Here is an 18,495-nt window from a genome sequence, read left to right on the forward strand (position 1 = left end):
GGAACGGACAAACGCGGGAATGGGTGCGGCCGGGCTCAGGCCAGGCGCGCGCGGTGGCGCGCCAGCTGGGCACGCACCTGGGCCGGGGCGGTGCCGCCCAGCGTGTTGCGCGCTTCGAGCGAGCCGCGCAGGCTCAGCGCGTGGAACACGTCCTTCTCGATGGCCGGGTGGAAGCCCTGCAGCACCGCCAGCGGCAGCTCCGACAGGTCCACGCCGTGCGAGGTAGCGGCCTTCACCGCATGGGCGACGGTCTCGTGGGCATCGCGGAACGGCAGGCCCTTCTTGACGAGGTAGTCGGCCAGGTCGGTGGCGGTGGCATAGCCCTTCTGCGCGGCCTGCTCCATGGCCTGCGGGTTGACGGTGATGCCGCCCTGCTTCCTGCCGGTGGCCGCGTCGGGCTGGCCGCCGACCATCTCGGCGAAGATGCGCAGCGTGTCCTTCAGCGTGTCGACGGTGTCGAACAGCGGCTCCTTGTCTTCCTGGTTGTCCTTGTTGTAGGCCAGGGGCTGGCCCTTCATCAGCGTGATCAGGCCCATCAGGTGGCCCACCACGCGCCCGGTCTTGCCGCGCGCCAGTTCGGGCACGTCGGGGTTCTTCTTCTGCGGCATGATCGACGAGCCGGTCGTGAAGCGGTCGGCGATGCGGATGAAGCCGAAGTTCTGGCTCATCCAGATGATGAGCTCTTCCGACAGCCGGCTCACGTGCACCATGCACAGGCTGGCGGCGGCGGTGAACTCGATGGCGAAGTCGCGGTCGCTCACCGCGTCCAGGCTGTTCTGGCAGACCATGGGCGCGCCATGCGCATCCACCATGCCCAGGGTCTTCGCCACGCGTTCACGGTCCAGCGGGTAGGTGGTGCCGGCCAGGGCCGCGCTGCCCAGCGGCAGCACGTTCACGCGGCGGCGCACATCCTGCATGCGCTCGGCGTCGCGCGCGAACATCTCCACGTAGGCCAGCATGTGGTGGCCGAAGCTCACCGGCTGCGCCACCTGCAGGTGGGTGAAGCCCGGCAGGATCACGTCCACGTTGCGCTCGGCCACGTCGACCAGCGACACCTGCAGCTCCTTGAGCAGATCGGCGATCAGGTCGATCTCGCCGCGCAGCCAGAGGCGCACGTCGGTGGCCACCTGATCGTTGCGGCTTCGGCCCGTGTGCAGGCGCTTGCCGGCGTCGCCCACCAGCTGGGTCAGGCGCGCCTCGATGTTCAGGTGCACGTCCTCCAGGTCGAGCTTCCACTCGAAGGCGCCGGATTCGATCTCCTGGGTGATCTGCGCCATGCCGCGCTGGATCGCGGCGTGGTCTTCCTGGCCGATGATGCCCTGCGCGGCCAGCATCTCCGCGTGGGCGAGGCTGCCGGCGATGTCCGCCTGCCACAGGCGCTTGTCGAAGAACACGCTCGACGTGTAGCGCTTGACCAGATCGCTCATGGGTTCGGAGAAAAGGGCCGACCAGGCCTGGGCCTTGGTGGCGAGCTGGTCTTGGGAGGGTTGCGCGGTGGGGCTGGAGGACATGGAGGGCAATAATCCGGAGGTTTCGGTCACCCGGAACGCCCGGATGCCGCAATGCAAGAGACGCAAATTTTATCGACCCGGCCCCAGCCCCTGCCCGAAACCCCGTCCGACGGGCTCGGGCGGCGAGTGCTCGTCTTCGACGCATGCCACGTCGGCGTGGTGCTGCGCTCCGTGCTGTTCGTGGAAACGGTGCTCGCCGTGGGGGCGATGTTCGGGGCGGAAAGCCCGCTCGCCTGGCTCGCCCGCCTCTCGCTGCTGACGGGCGGTGCGCTGCCGGCCACGCTGGCCTGGCTGATCACGGCATGCAGCCTGAAGACCGTGCTGCAGCGCCGGTCGGTGGCGCTGCAGTGCGCCGCGGGCGTGCTGATCGGCGCGCTGGCGGGCTGCTATGCCTGCGGCATGCTGGTGCTGGTCGGCGTGCCGGACGGACCTCCGTGGCTCGCGAGCGCGGCCAGCGGGGCGCTGCTGTCGGCGGTGCTCGTGGCGGCGCTGTTGCTGCGCGCGCGGGCCCGCACGCCCGCGGCCACCACGGCGCGGCTGAGCGAGCTGCAGTCGCGCATCCGGCCGCACTTCCTCTTCAACACGCTCAACAGCGCCATCGCCCTGGTGCGCGACGAGCCGGCCCGCGCCGAGGCGCTGCTGGAAGACCTGAGCGACCTCTTCCGCCACGCGCTGGTGGAACAGGGCGAATCCGCGACGCTGGCCGAAGAGATCGCGCTGGCGCGGCGCTACCTCGCGATCGAGGAGGTGCGCTTCGGCGAGCGCCTGCGCGTGCAGTGGGTGATCGATCCGCGCACCGGGGGCGCGCAACTGCCCCCGCTGCTGCTGCAGCCGCTGGTGGAGAACGCCGTCAAGCACGGCGTGGAGCCGGCGCCGCAGGGCGGCAAGCTGCGCGTGACGACCGAGCTGCGCGGCAGCCGCGCCGTGGTCACCCTCACCAACACCGTGCCGCCCGGCGGCCCGCGGCCCGGCGGCGCGCCGCGCGGCCACGGCATCGCCCTGGCGAACGTGCGCGACCGGCTGCGCCTGCTGCACGACGTGCAGTGCGACTTCTCGGCGGGCATGCACAATGGGCTGTACCGCGTGCGCATTTCGCTGCCGCTGCGCGCATGACGCGGCGCACCCGCGGCGCCGCCGCGCCCTCTCCTTCCGATCCATGCACATCCTGATCGTCGACGACGAAGCCCTGGCGCGCAGCCGCCTGCGCACGCTGCTGGCCGATGGCGGCGGGCACACCGTCGCCGAAGCGGCGAACGCCGCCGAAGCGCTGCAGTGGCTGAGCACCCCCGCCGGCCGCACCTGCGAGACCGTGCTGCTGGACATCCACATGCCGGGCCAGGACGGCCTCTCGCTCGCGCATGCGCTGCGCCGCCTCGCGCGCCCGCCCGCGATCGTCTTCGTGACCGCGCATGCCGACCATGCCGTGAGCGCCTTCGAGCTGGACGCGGCCGACTACCTCACCAAGCCGGTGCGCCAGGAGCGGCTGCAGCAGGCGCTGGCCAAGGCCCGGCGCGCCGCCGCGGAACCGTGGGCCCCGAGCGCACCGCCGCCCCCGCCGGCCGATACCGGCGAGGTGCTGCTGATCCAGGACCGCGGACGCACGGAGCGCGTGCCGCTGCACGAGGTGGTCTACGTGAAGGCCGAACTCAAGTACCTCACGGTGCGCACCGGCACCCGCAGCTACGTGCTCGACGGCGCCCTGAGCGATCTGGAGGCGCGCCACCCGGAGCACTTCCTGCGCGTGCACCGCAATGCGCTCGTCGCACGCCGTGCGCTGCGCGCCATCGAGAAGCACTACGACCCCGTGGAAGGCGAAGGCTGGGCCGTGCGCATGCACGGGCTGCCCGAACTGCTCGCGGTGTCGCGCCGGCAGGTGGCGGCGGTGCGCGAGGCGCTCGCGGGCTGACGCGGACGGCCGGCGCGCAGGCTTCTGCCGCCCGGGCACGCCCTGCCCCTCCCTGCCCACGACAACGACTACGACCCAGGAGACAACCATGACGACCATTCACACCCTCGCCTGCCATCCCCTGCACCGCATGCAGCCGATCCTGCGGCCCCTGGCCTGCGCCGCGGCGCTCTGCGCAGCCGGCATGGCCCATGCACAGACGGCCGCACCCACCGCAGCCCCGCAGACCGCGCCCGCGCAGTCCACTGCCGCAACCCCGGCACCGACCGCCCCGGCGGCCACATCCAAGGCCCCGGCCACGCCGCCCCGCGACGAATTCTTCTGGCTCGGCGAGATCAACAAGGCTTCGGCCGTGATCAACACCGACGAGGGCCTGCTCGACAAATCCTTCGGCCCCATCGCTTATTCCGGCATCAGCAAGGTGCTGGCCGACGGCAACCGGCCGGGCGGCAAGCGGCCTCGGCTCGTGATCACCTTCGAGCCGTTGCTCATCGAAGCCGCGGGCCCGCAGATCACGCTGCTGCACGCCGGCCGCTCCAGCCAGGACATGCTCTCGACCGTGCGCTCGGCAATCCTGCGCGACGAGATGCTGAAGCTCGCCGATGCGCTGCAGCGGACCACCGCCACCATGGTGCGGCTCGCCGACAGGCACCAGGCGACCGTGGTGCCCAACTACACCAACGGCGTGGCGGCCCAGCCCAACAGCTACGGACACTACCTGCTCGGGCTCGCGAGCGGCCTGGACCGCGACGCCCAGCGAATCCGCGAGGCCTATGCACGCATCGACCGCTCGCCCATGGGCACCACCGTGCTCAACGGCACGAGCTGGCCGCTCGACCGCCAGCGCATGGCCGGCTACCTGGGCTTCTCCACCACGGTGGAGAACGCCTACGACGCGGCGCAGGTGTCGGCGGTGGACCAGCCGGTGGAGGCCGGTGCGATCGTGATGGCGATCGCGCTGCATGCCGGTACCTTCGTCGAAGACGTGATGACGCAGTACGCACAGCCGCGCCCGTGGATCCTGCTGCAGGAGGGCGACGGCAACACCTACGTCTCCAGCGCCATGCCGCAGAAGCGCAACCCGGGCCTGCTCAACGGCACGCGGCGCGATGCCTCGCAGGCGCTCACGCTCGGCATGGGCGCGGCCATCCAGGCCCACAACATCCCGCCCGGCATGCAGGACCCGAAGGAGACGCGCAACAACGTCGCCATGGTGCAGAGCGCGATCGGCGTGCTCGAGCAGTGGAACCGCGTCCTGAATGCCCTGGTGATCGACCCGCAGCGCGCGCTGGAAGAGCTCAACAGCGACTGGACGGCCTCGCAGGAGCTGGCGGACGTGCTGATGCGCAAATACCGGCTGCCGTTCCGCGTGGGACACCATTTCGCGTCCGAGGTGGTGGAGTACGCCAAGGCCAAGGACATCAAGCCGCTGGACTTCCCCTATGCGGAGGCTCGCCGCATCTACGCGGAAGCCGTGCACGGGTCGGAATATCCCGCGCAATTGCCGATGGACGAAGCGGAGTTCCGCGCCACGCTCGACCCGGTGGCCATCGTCCGCCACCGCGCGACGGCCGGCGGCCCCCAGCCCGCCGAAATGGCCCGCATGCTGGCCTCCGCCCGAGCCCGGCTGGAGCAGCAGGCGGCCTGGATCGGCACCCAGCGCGCCCGCATCGACGGCAGCCTGGCCCGCCTGGACCGCGACTTCGAGAAGCTGGCCCAGCCCCGCTGACCGCTTTAACGCATGCAGGCAGCGCCGCGCGCCGCTAGTGAGAATGCGCGAGGCCGCTGACGAGGGTGACCACGGTCATGCCGGCCACGAGCCAGGCGATCTGCGCCAGGGTCTGGGCCGCGGTCAGGCGCTTCTGCAGCTGCGGGATCAGGTCGGCCAGCGCCACGTAGACGAAGCTGCTGGACGCGATCGCCAGGAAGTACGGCAGCCAGTCCTGCAGCTCGCCCACCAGGAAATAGCCCACCACGCCGCCCAGCGCCGTCACCGCGCCGGCCAGCGACACCTTGGCGAGGGCCGCGCGGCGGTTGCCGCTCGACTGGCGCAGCACCACCAGATCGCCCATGTGGTGCGGCACTTCGTGGGCCAGCACCGCCAGCGCGGCGATCGCGCCCAGGCGCAGGTCCGCGAGGAAGGCCGAGGCGATCAGGATGCCGTCGCCGAAGCAGTGCACGCTGTCGCCGGTGAGCAGCGCCCAGCCGCCGGGGGCGCGGTGACCATGCCCGTTGCCCTGGGCATGTGCGTGCTCCGTGTGGCCATGCCCGTGCCCATGACCATGCCCGTGATCGTGATCGTGGGCATGGGTGTGCGGGTGTGCGTGCCTTCCGCGCTCCTCGTCATTGGCCGGCCCCACGCCGTGCTCATGGCCGTGGTGCCAGAGTTCCGCCTTGTCGAGCAGGAAGAAGAACACCAGTCCCACCAGCAGGGTGGCGAAGAGTTCGTGCGCGCCGGCCTGGCTCTCGAACGCCTCGGGCAGCAGGTGCATGAAGGCAGTGGCCAGCAGCGCACCCGCCGCGAAACTCAGCAGGTGCTGCGGCCCGATGCCCGAGCGGCCGTCGCCCCAGCCGGCCCGCATGAGCAATGCGGCCACCCACACGCTGCCGATGCCCGCGGCCAGTGTGGCCAGGAGGATTGCGATCAAAGTCATAGCTGTACGCGCCCAGTTCTCGAAGTCAGGCGGCCCCGCGGGCGCCAAAGAAAAAAGCCCCGAAGGGCTTGAGAGCGGCTCACACGACCCTTCTGGCGTCGTTGCCGCATCTTGTCGTACTGCTCGTACTGCCTGCGATGCGGCGCCTCGCCAGAACCGCTTCGCTGGGTCGCGTGAGCCGCTCTTATTGCGAAGGACGCGCTCCTCGCGGAGCGCATCAGCCCACGCCGTGCGTCTTGAACCAGGCGAGCGTCCGCTTCCATCCGTCCTCGGCGGCTTCCTTGCGGTAGCTGGGCCGGTAGTCGGCATGGAACGCGTGCGGCGCGTCCGGGTAGACGACGAACTCCGATGCCTTGGCGGCGGCGGAGCCGGTCTTGAGGGCCGCTTTCATCTTATCAACCGTGTCAAGGGGGATGCCGCTGTCTTTTTCGCCGTAGAGGCCGAGCACCGGCGCCTTGAGGATCGCGGCGATGTCGACGGGGTGCTTCGGCGTGAGGTCGCTCGCCTGCCCGACGAGGCGGCCGTACCAGGCGACGCCGGCCTTGACCGGGCCGTGCGCTGCGTAGAGCCAGGTGATGCGCCCGCCCCAGCAGAAGCCGGTGATGCCCACCCGGGCCAGGTCGCCGCCATGGGCGCCCGCCCACTTCACGGTGGCGTCGAGGTCGCCCATCACCTGGGCATCGGGCACCTTGGAGACGATCTCGCTCATGAGCTTGGACACCTCGGTGATCTGCGACGGGTCGCCCTGCCGCACGAACAGCTCGGGGGCGATCGCGAGGTAACCGGCCCGGGCGAATCGGCGGCAGACGTCGGCGATGTACTCGTGCACGCCGAAGATCTCCTGGATCACCAGCACCACGGGCAGGCCCGTCTTGCCCTCGGGCGCGGCGCGGAAGGCGGGCAGCTTGAACCCACCGACGTCGATCTCGACCTTGCCCGCGACGAGCCCGTCGGCGGACGTCTGCACCGCGGTCTGCGCCGCGACGGGCAGGGCCGCCGCTGCGTAGCCCACCCCGAATCCCGCGCCCAGCGCCACGCGCAGGGCGGTGCGGCGGCTGGCGCCGGCATCGGTGGTGCGGCCGGGCACCAGGGCGTCGAAATCTTTCCGGAGGTCGTCGTGCTGCATGGGGGGCTCCTTGGTGAGGCACGGAAGGGACCGGCGAATGCCGAAGGCGTGCCGCAGCGAGTCTAGCGAGTCGCGGGCTTCCGTGGATCCTCGCGGCGCGGTCCCCTTCAGCACCATGAATTTCTGTGTTGACAGAAATTACTGAAGCAATAGACTTCGATCCATGCAGCTCTCCGACACCGCCCGCCGCTTCGTCGTCCACTGGGGCGAGATGGGCACCGCCTGGGGCGTGAACCGCACCGTCGCCCAGATCCACGCCCTGCTCTTCTTCCACGGCCGCCCGCTGCACGCGGAAGACATCTGCGAGACCCTGGGCGTGGCGCGCTCCAATGCGAGCAACAGCCTGAAGGAGCTGCTCAACTGGAACCTGATCCGCGCCACGCACGTGCTGGGCGACCGGCGGGATTATTTCGAGACCTCCTCCGACGTGTGGGAGCTGTTCCGCACCGTCGTGCGCGAGCGCAAGGAGCGGGAGTTCGAGCCCACCGTGCGCATGCTGCGCGAACTGGTCGCGCGCCCGGAGCTGGCCGACGAAGCGCCCGATGCGCAGGACCGCGTCCGCGAAACCCTGCGCCTCATGGAATCGCTCGATCTCTGGACGGACGAGATGCTGCGGCTCACGCCCTCCACGCTCGAGAAGGTGCTGCGCCTCGGCGCGAGCGTGCAGAAATTCGTGCGTGGCGACGATGGCGCGGCGCGCGCGTCGAAAAGCTCCGCGCCGCGTCCGCCGGCGGACTGAGCGCCCGTCCCACACCCCATCGCCCCGCCACCCCTGAAAATTTCAGTCTCTACAGAAATCCCTAAAAACCGCCGGCCATCCATGTCCTGAGCCTTCCACCGCCATCCTTCCAGGAGCCTTCCATGAACCCCACCGCCGATCCGCACGCGATCTACCCGCTGACCCTCTACTACGACTCGCGCTGCCCGCTCTGCAATGCCGAGATGACGAACCTGCGCCTGCGCGACCGCGCGGGCCTGCTGCGGTTCGCGGACGTCTGGTCGCCCGGGTTCGCGGGGCCGCCGGGCGCCACGCACGAGGAACTGCTCACCGTGATCCACGGCACCACGGCGGACGGCCGGGTGCTGCGCGGCGTGGAGGTGTTCCGCCGCGCCTACGAGGCCGTAGGGCTGGGATGGGTGACGGCGGCCACGCGCCTGCCGCTGGTGGGGGCGCTGGCCGACCGGCTCTATCCCGTGCTGGCGCGCAACCGCTACCGGCTGCCGCGCTGGCTCGTCGGCGGGCTGTTCGAGCGTGCCAGCCGCCGGGCCGCGCTGCGGCGCTGCGCGCCGGGCGACCGCTGCGATCTCTGAGCAGCCGCACGGCACGCGGTTTGCCACCTTCTTCCCACCACATCCAGAGGCCTTCCATGCAGATCCTCCTCACCGGCGCCACGGGTTTCATCGGCCGGCACATCGCCACCCGGCTGCGTACCGACGGCCACACCGTGCACGAGGGCGTCTCGCCGCGCCACGGTGCCGCCCGCTCCGGGCAGGTGCCCATGGACTTCGCGCGCGACACCGCCGTGGACGCGTGGCTGCCCCGTCTCGCGGGCATCGATGCCGTGGTGAACGCCGTGGGCGTGCTGCGCGACAGCCCCGCACGGCCGATCGACGCGCTGCACCGCGACACGCCCCGTGCACTGTTCCAGGCCTGCGCACAGGCCGGCGTGCAGCGCGTGGTGCAGATCTCCGCCCTGGGCGTGGACCGCAGCGAAACCCGCTACGCCCGCACCAAGCGCGCGGCCGACGACTTCCTGCTCGGCCTCGCCGGGCGTCCGGCCACGGCCGTCACTCCCGCCCTCGCCGCCTGCGTGCTGCGGCCCAGCATCGTCTTCGGCCGCGGCGGCGCGAGTGCCGCGCTCTTCATGAACCTGGCCCGGCTGCCCGTGGTGGTGCTGCCGCGGGCCGTGCTGCAGGCCCGCGTGCAGCCCGTCGCAGTGCAGGATCTGGCGGATGCCGTGGCGGCGCTTCTCGGCCCGGCCATCTCCCGCCAGGGCATCGTCGAGTGCGCGGGGCCCGAAGCGGTCTCCATGGCCGGGCTCATCGCCAGCCTGCGGTCGCAGTGCGGGCACGGGCCCGCGCACGTGGCGGTGCTGCCGGACGTGCTGAGCCGCTGGAGCGCGCGCCTCGGCGACCACGTCACCGCCTCGCCCTGGTGCAGCGAGAGCCTGGCCCTGCTCGGCAGCGACAACACCGCGGACGCGGCGCCGCTGCGTGCGCTGGCGGGCCACGACACGGTCGCCTACCGCGACCTCGTCGCCCGGGCATGGAGGCAGGCATGAACACGCCACGCCCTGCCGTGGCCCCCGACGCGCAGCGCTGGCTGCGCGCGAGCCTCGTGGCCGTGTGGCTCGGCACCGCCGCCGCGAGCCTGGCGGAATTCCACGGCCAGAGCCGCGAGCTGCTGGTGGCCGCCGGGCTGCAGAGCGAGGCCTGGATGCAGGCAGTCATCGCCGCGGGCATCGCCGCCGATCTGGCCGTGGGCCTGTGGCTGTGGTGGCGGCCGGGCCGGCCGGCCTACGCCGCGGCGCTGCTGCTGATGGCCGCCATGACGGTGACCGGCACCGTGCTGATCCCCACGCTGTGGCTCGATCCGCTCGGCCGGCTGCTCAAGAACCTGCCCATCGCCGCGATCCTGCTGGTGCTGTGGCGCGCCGACGGAAGGCGTTGGTGATGAACACGTACCTCGTGCTCAAGTGGGTGCACATCCTCTCCAGCGTGCTGCTGGTGGGCACGGGTTTCGGCTCGGCGTTCTACCTGTTCTTCGCCAACCGCAGCGGCAGCGTGCAGGCGCAGGCCGTGGTGTCGCGCCTCGTGGTGCGGGCCGATACCTGGTTCACGACGCCTGCCGGCATCGTGCAGCCGGTCAGCGGGTTCGCCCTCGCCCACATGGCCGGCTGGCCGATCTCCACGCCGTGGATCGCCGCGTCACTGGGCCTCTACGTGCTCGCGGGACTGTGCTGGCTGCCGGTGCTGTGGCTGCAGTGGCGCATGGCGGACATGGCGCGCACCGCCGCCGAGCGCGGCACCGGCCTGCCCCCGGATTACCGCCGCTATGCGCGCGGCTGGGAGGCGCTGGGCTATCCTGCGTTCATCGCGATGCTCGCGATCTACTACCTGATGGTGGCCAAGCCCGCGCTCTGGGGATAGGCACGGTTCGCGGCGCCCGGGCACCCCGGGTTCTCCCACCGTGCGACGGCATCGGGGATATGCTCACCGCACATGGAACTGCGCACGCTACGTTACTTCATCGCCGTGCTCGAAGCCGGCAGCCTGTCCCGCGCAGCGGGCTCGCTCTATGTCGCGCAGCCGGCACTCACCGCGCAGATCAAGAAGCTGGAAGACGAACTCGGTGCCCAGCTGTTCGAGCGCTCCCATGCGGGCGTCACGCCCACACCCGCCGGACTGCTTCTCTACGATGACGCGAGGCGCCTGCTCAGCGATGCCGATGCCGTTCGCGACCGGGTGCTCCGTTTGCCCACGGGCCCGGAAGGGTCCGTCACCGTCGCTCTGCCGCTGCTGCTGGTGTCCCTGCTCATGGGCCCGGTTCTCGCTGCACTGAAGCGGTCGCATCCCCGGATCCGGGTGTTCGTTCTCGACGGCCTGAGCCTGACCGTGCAGCACGCCATGCTGGAGCGCCAGGCGGACATAGGGATCCTGGTGGACACACCCACCCTGGAAGGCCTGCACTGCCGGCCCCTCGCGCGCGAGGCCCTGTATTTCTGCGGACACGATCCGGAAGGCCGTGTCCTGCCATTGCTCCGCCACCCGCGCGGCCGCAGGAAAGGCGCGACGCAGCGCCCTCCCGAGATCGCGGCGCGCGATGCGCTCAGGCAACCGCTGGTGCTGCAGTCGCGCCGCTTCGTCCTGCGCCGGTACGTCGAGGAGGCTGCCAGGGAACTGGACGTGTCGCTCGACATCGTCCATGAACATGACTCGGCGCGCGTGATCCGCTCGCTGTACCTGTGCGGGGCAGGATTCACCGTGACACCGGCATGCTCGCTGCACGAGTCGAAACACCTCGGGCCCGGCTGGGTTCTGGCGCGCATGGTCCGCCCGGAACTGGCGCGCACCTACACCCTGGCCACCTCGTCGCGCAAGCCCGAGAGCCGGGCCGCGCAGGTCGTGCTGCATGCGATCGCCCATGAGGTGCGCAGGCTGATCGAGCACGGCCACTGGGATGCGCAGTGGCTGGGCCGCGAGTGGCACACCGAAGGCACGGCTGCCTGATCCAGCAAATCCCGCCGCCCGTTGCGGCAGGGAACATGGCCATCAATGCGATTGATGGCCCGGCATCAGAAATCGGTATTTCCTGTGCCCCCGCGTTTTCTGAAACATTGCCCCCATCGGCACGCGCTTCGAAGCGCGACGAATTCAGGAGACGACCATTCACCCCCCTATCCTTTCTTCCGGTTCGCGACCCGTCGCGAATGTCGGCGCGCTCGTGGCCCGTGCCGCCAGGGCCCATGCAGACCGTGTGGCCGTCAGGAGCCCGGCCCGGAGCGTGACCTACGCCGAGCTGGAGCGGCGCTCCAACCGGCTGGCCAACGCGCTGCTCGCCATGGGCCTGGAGCGCGGAGACCGCGTAGGCATCTACCTCCCCAATTGCGTGGAGATCGTCGAGATCGAACTCGCCTGCTACAAGGCCGGCCTGGTGAAGGCGCCGTTCAATGCGCGTCTCTCCTTTTCAGAGGTGGGCGAGATCGCCGCCAACAGCGACGCTGCGGTGATCGTCAGCACGGCGGAGCGCGCCGAGGGCTTCCGTCCGCATCTGCGCGGCACGCCTGCGCCATTGCTGTTGCTCGACGGCACGGGCGCGACAGGCTATGAGGAGGCCCTGTCCCGTGCCAGCGATGCGTTCGAACCCGTCGCCGTGCATGCCGATGAACTGGCCGTGCTGCACTACACCTCCGGGTCATCCGGCGTACTGAAGGCTGCCATGCAGACCTTCGGCAACCGCCTTGCGCAGCTGCGCAAGTTCCTGATGCGCGCGGAATCCGGCGAAGGGCAGTCGCTGGGCCTGGTGGGCCCCATCACCCATGCTTCCGGCATGCAGATCGTGCCGGCACTGTGCAACGGCATGACGATACGCCTCTTCTCGGGCTTCGAACCGGGGCGGTTCCTGGCCGACATGCGGGCGGAGCGCATCACGCACACCTTCATGGTGCCGACCATGATCAGCATGCTGCTGACCGAACTGGAAGGCTCCTACCGGCCGCTGCCGGACCTCAGGCGCCTGGGCTATGGCGCTGCGCCGATGGCGCCGGCGCGCATCCTCAAGGCGATGGACGTGTTCGGTCCGGTGCTCGCACAAGGCTATGGGGCGGGCGAGACCACGTCGGGCGTCTGCGCACTGAGCGTGGAAGACCACCTGTTCGCGCGCGCAGCGCGCCCCGAGCGACTGGCGTCCTGCGGCCGCCCCCTGCTGGAATGCGATGTCAGGATCGTGGGCGACGACGGCCGGGAGGTGGCGACCGGAGAAGTCGGAGAGATCGTCGTGCAGGGCGAGGACGTGTTCGCCGGATATTGGCGCGCGCCCGATCTGACGGCCGAAGTGCTCAAGGACGGCCGCTACCACACCGGCGATCTGGCCCGGATGGACGAAGAAGGCTACGTCTACATCGTCGACCGGAAAAAGGACATGGTCATCAGCGGCGGGTTCAACGTCTATCCCTCCGAGGTGGAGTCCGTTCTCTACCAGCACGAGGGCGTGCAGGACGCCTGCGTGATAGCAATCCCGGACGACAAGTGGGGCGAAGCCGTGGCTGCGCATGTGGTGCTCAAGCCAGGACACAGCCTGGACCGCGGCCGGCTGGACGCCTTCTGCCGCGAGCGGCTCGCCGGCTTCAAGCGGCCGCGGCACATCGAGTTCGTGACGGACCTGCCCAAGAACCCCAACGGCAAGGTGATGCGCAAGACCGTGCAGGCGCCCTACTGGACCGGCCACGACAGGAAGGTGAATTGATCATGGAAGTGACGAAAGCCGAAGTGCAGGGGCACGAGCCTCTTCAGATGTTCAACGGTTCCTTCGAAGGCTCGGAGCGCGCGGCGGAGCTCATCGGCCGCCTGCGCGAATTCCTGAACGGCGAATTGGCCGATCTCGCACGCGGGCATCGCGTGAACCATGAGGAGGGCGCGAGCCGTGGGCTGCTGCAAGCGGTGTGGAAACGTTCGCACGCGCTCGGCTTCTACGGCATGACCCTTCCCGAAAAGATGGGCGGGCTCGGCCTGTCGGTGCTGGACCAGGCGCTGATCAAGGAGGCCATCTACGCCACGGGATCGCCCTTCGCACCGCATGTCCTGGGCGAGCTGAGCGGCCCGCCCCGTGTCGGGGCCCTCGCCCGCTTCGCCACCCCCTACCAGATGCAGCACTTCGTTCTGCCGGTGGCACGCGCGGAAAAGGCCATCTGCTTCGCGCTCACCGAAGCACAGGCCGGCTCCGATGCCGGTGCAGTGCAGACGCTGGCCGTGCAGGAGGGCGACAGCTTCGTCATCAACGGCCGCAAGCGCTTCATCTCCGGGTCACCCTTCGCCGACTTCGCCGTCCTGGTGTGCTCCACGGCGGAAAGCCCGGAGCAGCGGGAGGTGTCGGCGCTGTTCGTCGATCTGGGGGCGCCGGGCGTGCGGGTGGAGGCGGGCTACAAAACCATGGCGGGCCAGTCGAGCACGGGGGACATCGTGTTCGAGAACGCCCGCGTCCCGGCAGCCTGCCTGATCGGCGAGCGGGGTCGGGGACTGGGCCTGGCGCTCGGGCGCATCACCGTCAACCGGCTTCTGCATTGCCCCGCCATGCTGGGACTGGCCCAGGTGGCTCTGCGCGATGCCCTGGGCCATGCCATGGCGCGCAGGCAGTTCGGGCGGGCGATCGGCCAGTTCCAGGCCATCCAGCACATGCTCGCGGACATGGCCACCGAACTGGCCGCCGCGCGCGCCCTCATGCTGCACACGGCACGCCAGCTGGACGCCGGCGTGGAAGGCCGGGCGGAAAGCGCGATGGCCAAGCTGTTCTGCTCGGAGACCGCCTTCCGGATCGCGGACCGCGCGGTACAGATCCACGGCGGTGAAGGCATCGTGCAGGGCAGTCGCGTGGAGTTCCTGTTCCGGGTTCTCCGCATGTACCGCGTGCTCACCGGCACCAGCGAAATCCAGAGAAACACCATCGCCAAGGAGCTGATGGGCTGAGTGGATTCCCCCTTCGACGGATGGTGATGGAGACAAAATCATGAACGAGATCAATCGACGCCAGCTGATCGGCAAGGCGTTGGCGGCTGCCGCGCTGCCGCTGGCATCCCATGTGGCGGCGGCGGCACCGGCCGCATTCCCGAGCCGCCCGATCAAGTGGCTGGTGCCCTACCTGCCGGCGACCGGGCCGGACCTGGGCGCGCGGATCCTGGCGGAGGCGGTGGGCCCGATCCTGGGCCAGCCCATCGTCATCGAGAACCGGGCCGGTGCCGGCGGCAACATCGGCACACGCGTCGCGGCGGCGGCGCCGCCCGACGGATACACCCTGCTCTACACCGGCACGCCGCTCGCGGCCAACATGTGCCTCTACAAAGCGCCGGGCTACGACGCGCTGAACGATTTCCACCACGTCATGCGCCTGACCCGTTCCGACGTGGCGCTCGTGGTGAACGCGGAGTCGGACATCCGCACGCTGGACGACCTGCTGGCCCGGCTGAAGGCCGGAAAGGGCCAGGTCGATTACGCGTCCGGCGGCATCGGCACGCCGTCGCACCTGGGCGTGGAGCTGTTCCTCAGCGCAACGGGCACGCAGGCGATGCACGTTCCCTACAAGGGCGCCTCCGAGCTGGTCAACGCGGTGCTGGGCAGGCAGGTGGCCTTCGGCATGCCGATCTTCGCTGCAGCCTACGGCATGATCAACGCAGGCAAGCTGCGGGCCCTGGCGGTCGCGGGCAACCAGCGCAACTCCAAGGCTCCAGACGTCCCCACCCTGGCAGAGCTGCGTATTCCGGGCGTCGAGCTCACGTCTTGGGGAGGCGTATCCGTGCCTGCCAAGACCCCCGCGGCCGTCGTCGGGCGCATCAGCAGCGGATTCACCGAAGCCCTGAAGAACCTGGACGTCGTGGCCAAGCTCGAGGAGCAAGGCGGATGGGTCGACGTGCAGGGGCCGGCGGCATTCGTGCAGAGCATCAAGGAAGAGATGCGCATGACGGCCGCGATGATGAAGAAGATCGGGCTCGAACCGGTCTAAGCGCCGCCTTTTCCGGATTGCACGATGAACGCTCCATTGCTCGCAGCGGCACTGTCCGCCGCTCTCCTGTCCGCCTGCGCCGGCAACGCGCCCCCCGGACCCGCGCAAACTCCCGAAGCCCCGGTGTCCGGCACGGCCACCGAGGCGACGCGTGCGCACAATGCCGCCGTCGCCAGGACCTACGATCTGCAGGACGGCGCAGCCATGGCCGACGCCCTCCGGGGGCTGGTCGCCGCGCCCCACGGACAGATCAGGGCGGCGGACGGCCGCGTGGTGTGGGACTTCGACAGTTTCGGCTTCGTGCAGGGCCCCGCGCCCGACACGGTGAACCCCAGCCTCTGGCGCCAGGCGAGGCTGAACAGCCAGGCCGGCCTGTTCAAGGTCAGTGAAGGCATCTGGCAGCTTCGCGGGTTCGACCTCTCGAACCTCACGCTGATCGAAGGCCGAACGGGGTGGATCGTGGTGGACCCCCTCACGGTCCGCGAGACGGCGCAGGCGGCCATGGCCTTCGCGCGCCAGCACCTCGGCGAGCGGCCGATCTCAGCCATGGTCTTCACGCACAGCCATGTCGACCATTTCGGAGGGGCGCTGGCGCTACTGTCGGCCGACGAGGCGCGGGCGCGCTCGATCCCCGTGGTCGCGCCGTCCGGCTTCATGGAGGAGGCCACCAGCGAGAACCTGATGGCGGGCCCGGCCATGGGACGGCGGGCAGGCTACATGTACGGCGCGGGCCTGGAGCGCAGTGCAACCGGACTGGTGGACAACGGCCTGGGAAAGGCGTCTCCTGCGGGCCGCGCCGGCATCCTCGCACCCACGCTGCTCATCGACCAGCCGCGCCAGGAACTGACGCTCGACGGCGTGCGATTCGTGTTCCACAGCGTGCCCGATGCCGAGGCGCCCGCCGAGCTGGTGTTCTCGCTGCCCGACCGCAAGGCATTCGCGGGCGCGGAGATCGTGACGCAGACCCTGCACAACGTCTACACCCTGCGCGGCGCGAAGGTGCGCGACGCCCGCAAGTGGGCAGACCACATCGACATGATGATCGACCAGCTGGGCGATGCCGAGGTGCTGTTCAACCAGCACCACTGGCCGGTCTGGGGCCACGCGCGCATCGTGGACTTTCTCAAGGCGCACCGCGACAGCTACCGGTACATCCACGACCAGACCGTACGCGGAATGAACCGTGGGCTGACCGCTGCGGAGATCGCCGAAACCTTGCGGCTGCCCCGCAGCCTCGACGCACAGCTCGCGGTGCATGGGTACTACGGCACGGTGAAGCACAACGTGCGCGCGGTGTTCCAGTACTACCTCGGGTGGTTCGATGCCCACCCCGCCCATCTGGATCCGCTGCCACCCGTGGAGGCCGCGCGGCGGTACGTGGCGCTGGCCGGAGGTCCGCAGGCCGCGATGGCACAGGCCCGGCAGGCGTATGCCGACGGAGACTACCGCTGGACCGCCGAACTGCTGCGCCATGTGGTGCTCGCGGACTCCGGCCAAACGCAAGCGCGCGAACTCCAGGCGCGCGCCTTCGAGCAGCTCGCCTACCAGGCCGAGTCGGCGTCCTGGCGGAACTTCTACCTCGTCGGCGCGCGGGAGCTGCGGCAGGGCCCGCCGCCCGCGCGCGCTTCCGGCATCGCGCTCGCCGACATGCTGCCGCATGTGCCCACGGAACGCCTGCTGGAAGCCATGGAGGCACGTCTCGACGGCCCCGCTGCGGAGAGCTTCGAGATCGCCGTCGATCTCGAATTGACGGACAGTGGAGAGCATTGGGCCCTCTGGGTCGAGAACGCCGTCCTCCACCACCGGCGCGGCGCGGTACGGGGTGCGCCCACGGTCAGCCTGGCGATGGACCGGCCGGCCTTCCTGCAGATGGTGTCGGGTGCGGCTCCGCCCGACACGGCCCTTGCCGCACCGGGCGTTCGCGCGAGCGGCGATGTCCAAGCCCTGCGCAGGCTCCTGGGCCTGCTTGGGCGGGAAAGCGGCAACTTCCCCATCGTCACACGGTGACCGGCGGTCCTGGCGGCCCGGCGATCCGGTCCGCGCAAGTCCCGGTCACACGGTCACACGGCCGGCTTGTCGCTCTGCGCCGTGAGGTTGTCGCGCAGTTCCTTGGACATCGGCAGGCCCAGCGACTGGTTCTTGGGCGCGATGGGCGAGAGGAACCACTTGGTGTAGAGCTTCTCGAACTCGCCCGACTTCATCATGCCGCCGATCACGCCGTTGACGAGCGCCTGGAACTGCGGATCGTCCTTGCGCAGCATGCAGGCATAGGGCTCGACCTGCAGCGAATCGCCCACCACGTCCCATTCGGCCGGGTTGGTGGCGTTGGCCTTCAGGCCGAAGAGCAGGATGTCGTCCATCGCGAAGGCGAGCGCGCGGCCGGTGTCCACCAGCAGCATGGAATCGTTGTGGTCCTTGCCCAGGATGATGTCCATGTCGAGGTTGTTGTCGCGGTTGTACTTGCGGATCACCTGGGCGTTGGTGGTACCGGTGGTGCTGGCCACGGTCTTCTTCGCGAGATCGGCGTAGTTCTTCACGCCCGAGGATTTCTTCACCAGCAGGCGCGTGCCCGTGTAGAAGTAGTTGACGGCGAACTGCACGTCCTTGGCGCGCGCGGTGTTGTTGGTGGTGGAGCCGCACTCCAGGTCCACCGTGCCGTTGGTGACGAGCGGGATGCGGTTCTGCGAGGTCACGGCCTGCAGCTCCACCTTGATGTCGGGCTTGTTCAGCTTCTTCTTCACCGCGTCCACCACCGCATTGGAGATGTCCACCGAGAAGCCCACGGGCGTGCCGGCGCCGGCGAGGTAGCTGAAGGGCACCGACGATTCGCGGTAGGCGAGCGTGATCTTGCCGCTGTCCGCGATCTTCTTCAGGGTATCGGCCTGGGCGGCGGCACCGGCCAGCAGGCCGCAGGCGAGCAGCGCGGCGGAGCAGAGGGTGGTTTTCATGGGAACTCCTTGGATGGAAAAAGCGGACGGCTCGGCCCCCGCGCAGCGCGGCGCGACGGTGCAGGCACTGTAGGAAGACGGCCCCGGCTTGAACAATTCATTCCAAGGCCAAACCCATGCCGGAAAGTTATGCCATGC

The 18,495-nt window shown here is 69.8% G+C and carries 17 protein-coding genes; 13 read left to right on the forward strand and 4 right to left on the reverse strand.

Annotation, left to right across the window (positions count from 1 at the left end):
- Positions 1-35: 35 nt before the first annotated feature.
- Positions 36-1,511, reverse strand: a complete 1,476-nt coding sequence (argH, locus tag Q9R47_RS21810; RefSeq protein WP_311235214.1) for an argininosuccinate lyase — start codon at positions 1,509-1,511, stop codon at positions 36-38.
- 51 nt (positions 1,512-1,562) lie between these two features.
- Between argH and Q9R47_RS21815 the strand changes: the two genes are divergently transcribed.
- The 3 genes from Q9R47_RS21815 (at position 1,563) to Q9R47_RS21825 (ending at position 5,146) form a co-directional block, all read left to right on the forward strand.
- Complete coding sequence (locus tag Q9R47_RS21815) at positions 1,563-2,624, forward strand: sensor histidine kinase (RefSeq protein ID WP_311235215.1); 1,062 nt, start codon at positions 1,563-1,565, stop codon at positions 2,622-2,624.
- Positions 2,625-2,667: 43 nt separating this feature from the next.
- Complete coding sequence (locus Q9R47_RS21820) at positions 2,668-3,417, forward strand: LytTR family DNA-binding domain-containing protein (RefSeq protein ID WP_311235216.1); 750 nt, start codon at positions 2,668-2,670, stop codon at positions 3,415-3,417.
- Positions 3,418-3,601: 184 nt separating this feature from the next.
- Positions 3,602-5,146, forward strand: a complete 1,545-nt coding sequence (locus Q9R47_RS21825; protein WP_311235240.1) for a lyase family protein — start codon at positions 3,602-3,604, stop codon at positions 5,144-5,146.
- Between the two features lie 34 nt (positions 5,147-5,180).
- Here Q9R47_RS21825 and Q9R47_RS21830 read toward each other — a convergent pair whose 3' ends face one another.
- The gene (locus tag Q9R47_RS21830) at positions 5,181-6,071 is read right to left on the reverse strand and encodes a ZIP family metal transporter (protein WP_311235217.1); all 891 of its coding nucleotides are present in this window, start codon (positions 6,069-6,071) and stop codon (positions 5,181-5,183) included.
- A gap of 217 nt (positions 6,072-6,288) precedes the next feature.
- Positions 6,289-7,197, reverse strand: coding sequence for a dienelactone hydrolase family protein (locus tag Q9R47_RS21835; protein ID WP_311235218.1), 909 nt, complete (start codon positions 7,195-7,197; stop codon positions 6,289-6,291).
- A gap of 163 nt (positions 7,198-7,360) precedes the next feature.
- On the opposite strand from Q9R47_RS21835, the gene Q9R47_RS21840 reads away from it, so the two are divergent.
- The 10 genes from Q9R47_RS21840 (at position 7,361) to Q9R47_RS21885 (ending at position 17,416) form a co-directional block, all read left to right on the forward strand.
- Positions 7,361-7,936 (forward strand): MarR family transcriptional regulator, encoded by a 576-nt coding sequence (locus Q9R47_RS21840; RefSeq protein ID WP_311235219.1) that lies wholly within the window; start codon positions 7,361-7,363, stop codon positions 7,934-7,936.
- 122 nt (positions 7,937-8,058) lie between these two features.
- On the forward strand, positions 8,059-8,508 hold the full coding sequence (locus Q9R47_RS21845) for a DUF393 domain-containing protein (RefSeq protein ID WP_311235220.1): 450 nt from the start codon (positions 8,059-8,061) through the stop codon (positions 8,506-8,508).
- 56 nt (positions 8,509-8,564) lie between these two features.
- Positions 8,565-9,479: an NAD-dependent epimerase/dehydratase family protein gene (locus Q9R47_RS21850; protein WP_311235221.1), complete on the forward strand. Its 915-nt coding sequence runs from the start codon at positions 8,565-8,567 to the stop codon at positions 9,477-9,479.
- Entirely contained in the window at positions 9,476-9,871 is a 396-nt protein-coding gene (locus Q9R47_RS21855) for a DoxX-like family protein (protein WP_311235222.1), read from the forward strand. The genes Q9R47_RS21850 and Q9R47_RS21855 overlap by 4 nt, the downstream gene beginning before the upstream one ends.
- Complete coding sequence (locus tag Q9R47_RS21860; RefSeq protein ID WP_311235223.1) at positions 9,871-10,347, forward strand: DUF2269 domain-containing protein; 477 nt, start codon at positions 9,871-9,873, stop codon at positions 10,345-10,347. Before Q9R47_RS21855 ends, Q9R47_RS21860 begins: the two co-directional genes overlap by 1 nt.
- Before the next feature lie 72 nt (positions 10,348-10,419).
- Entirely contained in the window at positions 10,420-11,427 is a 1,008-nt protein-coding gene (locus tag Q9R47_RS21865) for a LysR family transcriptional regulator (protein ID WP_311235224.1), read from the forward strand.
- Between the two features lie 169 nt (positions 11,428-11,596).
- Positions 11,597-13,162 carry an AMP-binding protein gene (locus tag Q9R47_RS21870; RefSeq protein WP_404977201.1) on the forward strand — a complete coding sequence of 522 codons (1,566 nt, stop codon included), beginning with the start codon at positions 11,597-11,599 and terminating at the stop codon, positions 13,160-13,162.
- Between the two features lie 2 nt (positions 13,163-13,164).
- On the forward strand, positions 13,165-14,379 hold the full coding sequence (locus tag Q9R47_RS21875; RefSeq protein WP_311235225.1) for an acyl-CoA dehydrogenase family protein: 1,215 nt from the start codon (positions 13,165-13,167) through the stop codon (positions 14,377-14,379).
- Positions 14,380-14,419: 40 nt separating this feature from the next.
- Complete coding sequence (locus Q9R47_RS21880; protein WP_311235226.1) at positions 14,420-15,409, forward strand: tripartite tricarboxylate transporter substrate binding protein; 990 nt, start codon at positions 14,420-14,422, stop codon at positions 15,407-15,409.
- Positions 15,410-15,433: 24 nt separating this feature from the next.
- The gene (locus tag Q9R47_RS21885; protein WP_311235227.1) at positions 15,434-17,416 is read left to right on the forward strand and encodes an alkyl sulfatase dimerization domain-containing protein; all 1,983 of its coding nucleotides are present in this window, start codon (positions 15,434-15,436) and stop codon (positions 17,414-17,416) included.
- A gap of 53 nt (positions 17,417-17,469) precedes the next feature.
- Here the strand turns inward: Q9R47_RS21885 and Q9R47_RS21890 are convergent, their stop codons facing one another.
- Positions 17,470-18,357 (reverse strand): amino acid ABC transporter substrate-binding protein, encoded by an 888-nt coding sequence (locus Q9R47_RS21890; RefSeq protein WP_311235228.1) that lies wholly within the window; start codon positions 18,355-18,357, stop codon positions 17,470-17,472.
- Between the last annotated feature and the right edge of the window lie 138 nt (positions 18,358-18,495).

It is taken from the genome of Acidovorax sp. PRC11 (genome assembly GCF_031844105.1).
In the GTDB taxonomy this organism is placed as follows: domain Bacteria; phylum Pseudomonadota; class Gammaproteobacteria; order Burkholderiales; family Burkholderiaceae_C; genus Paracidovorax.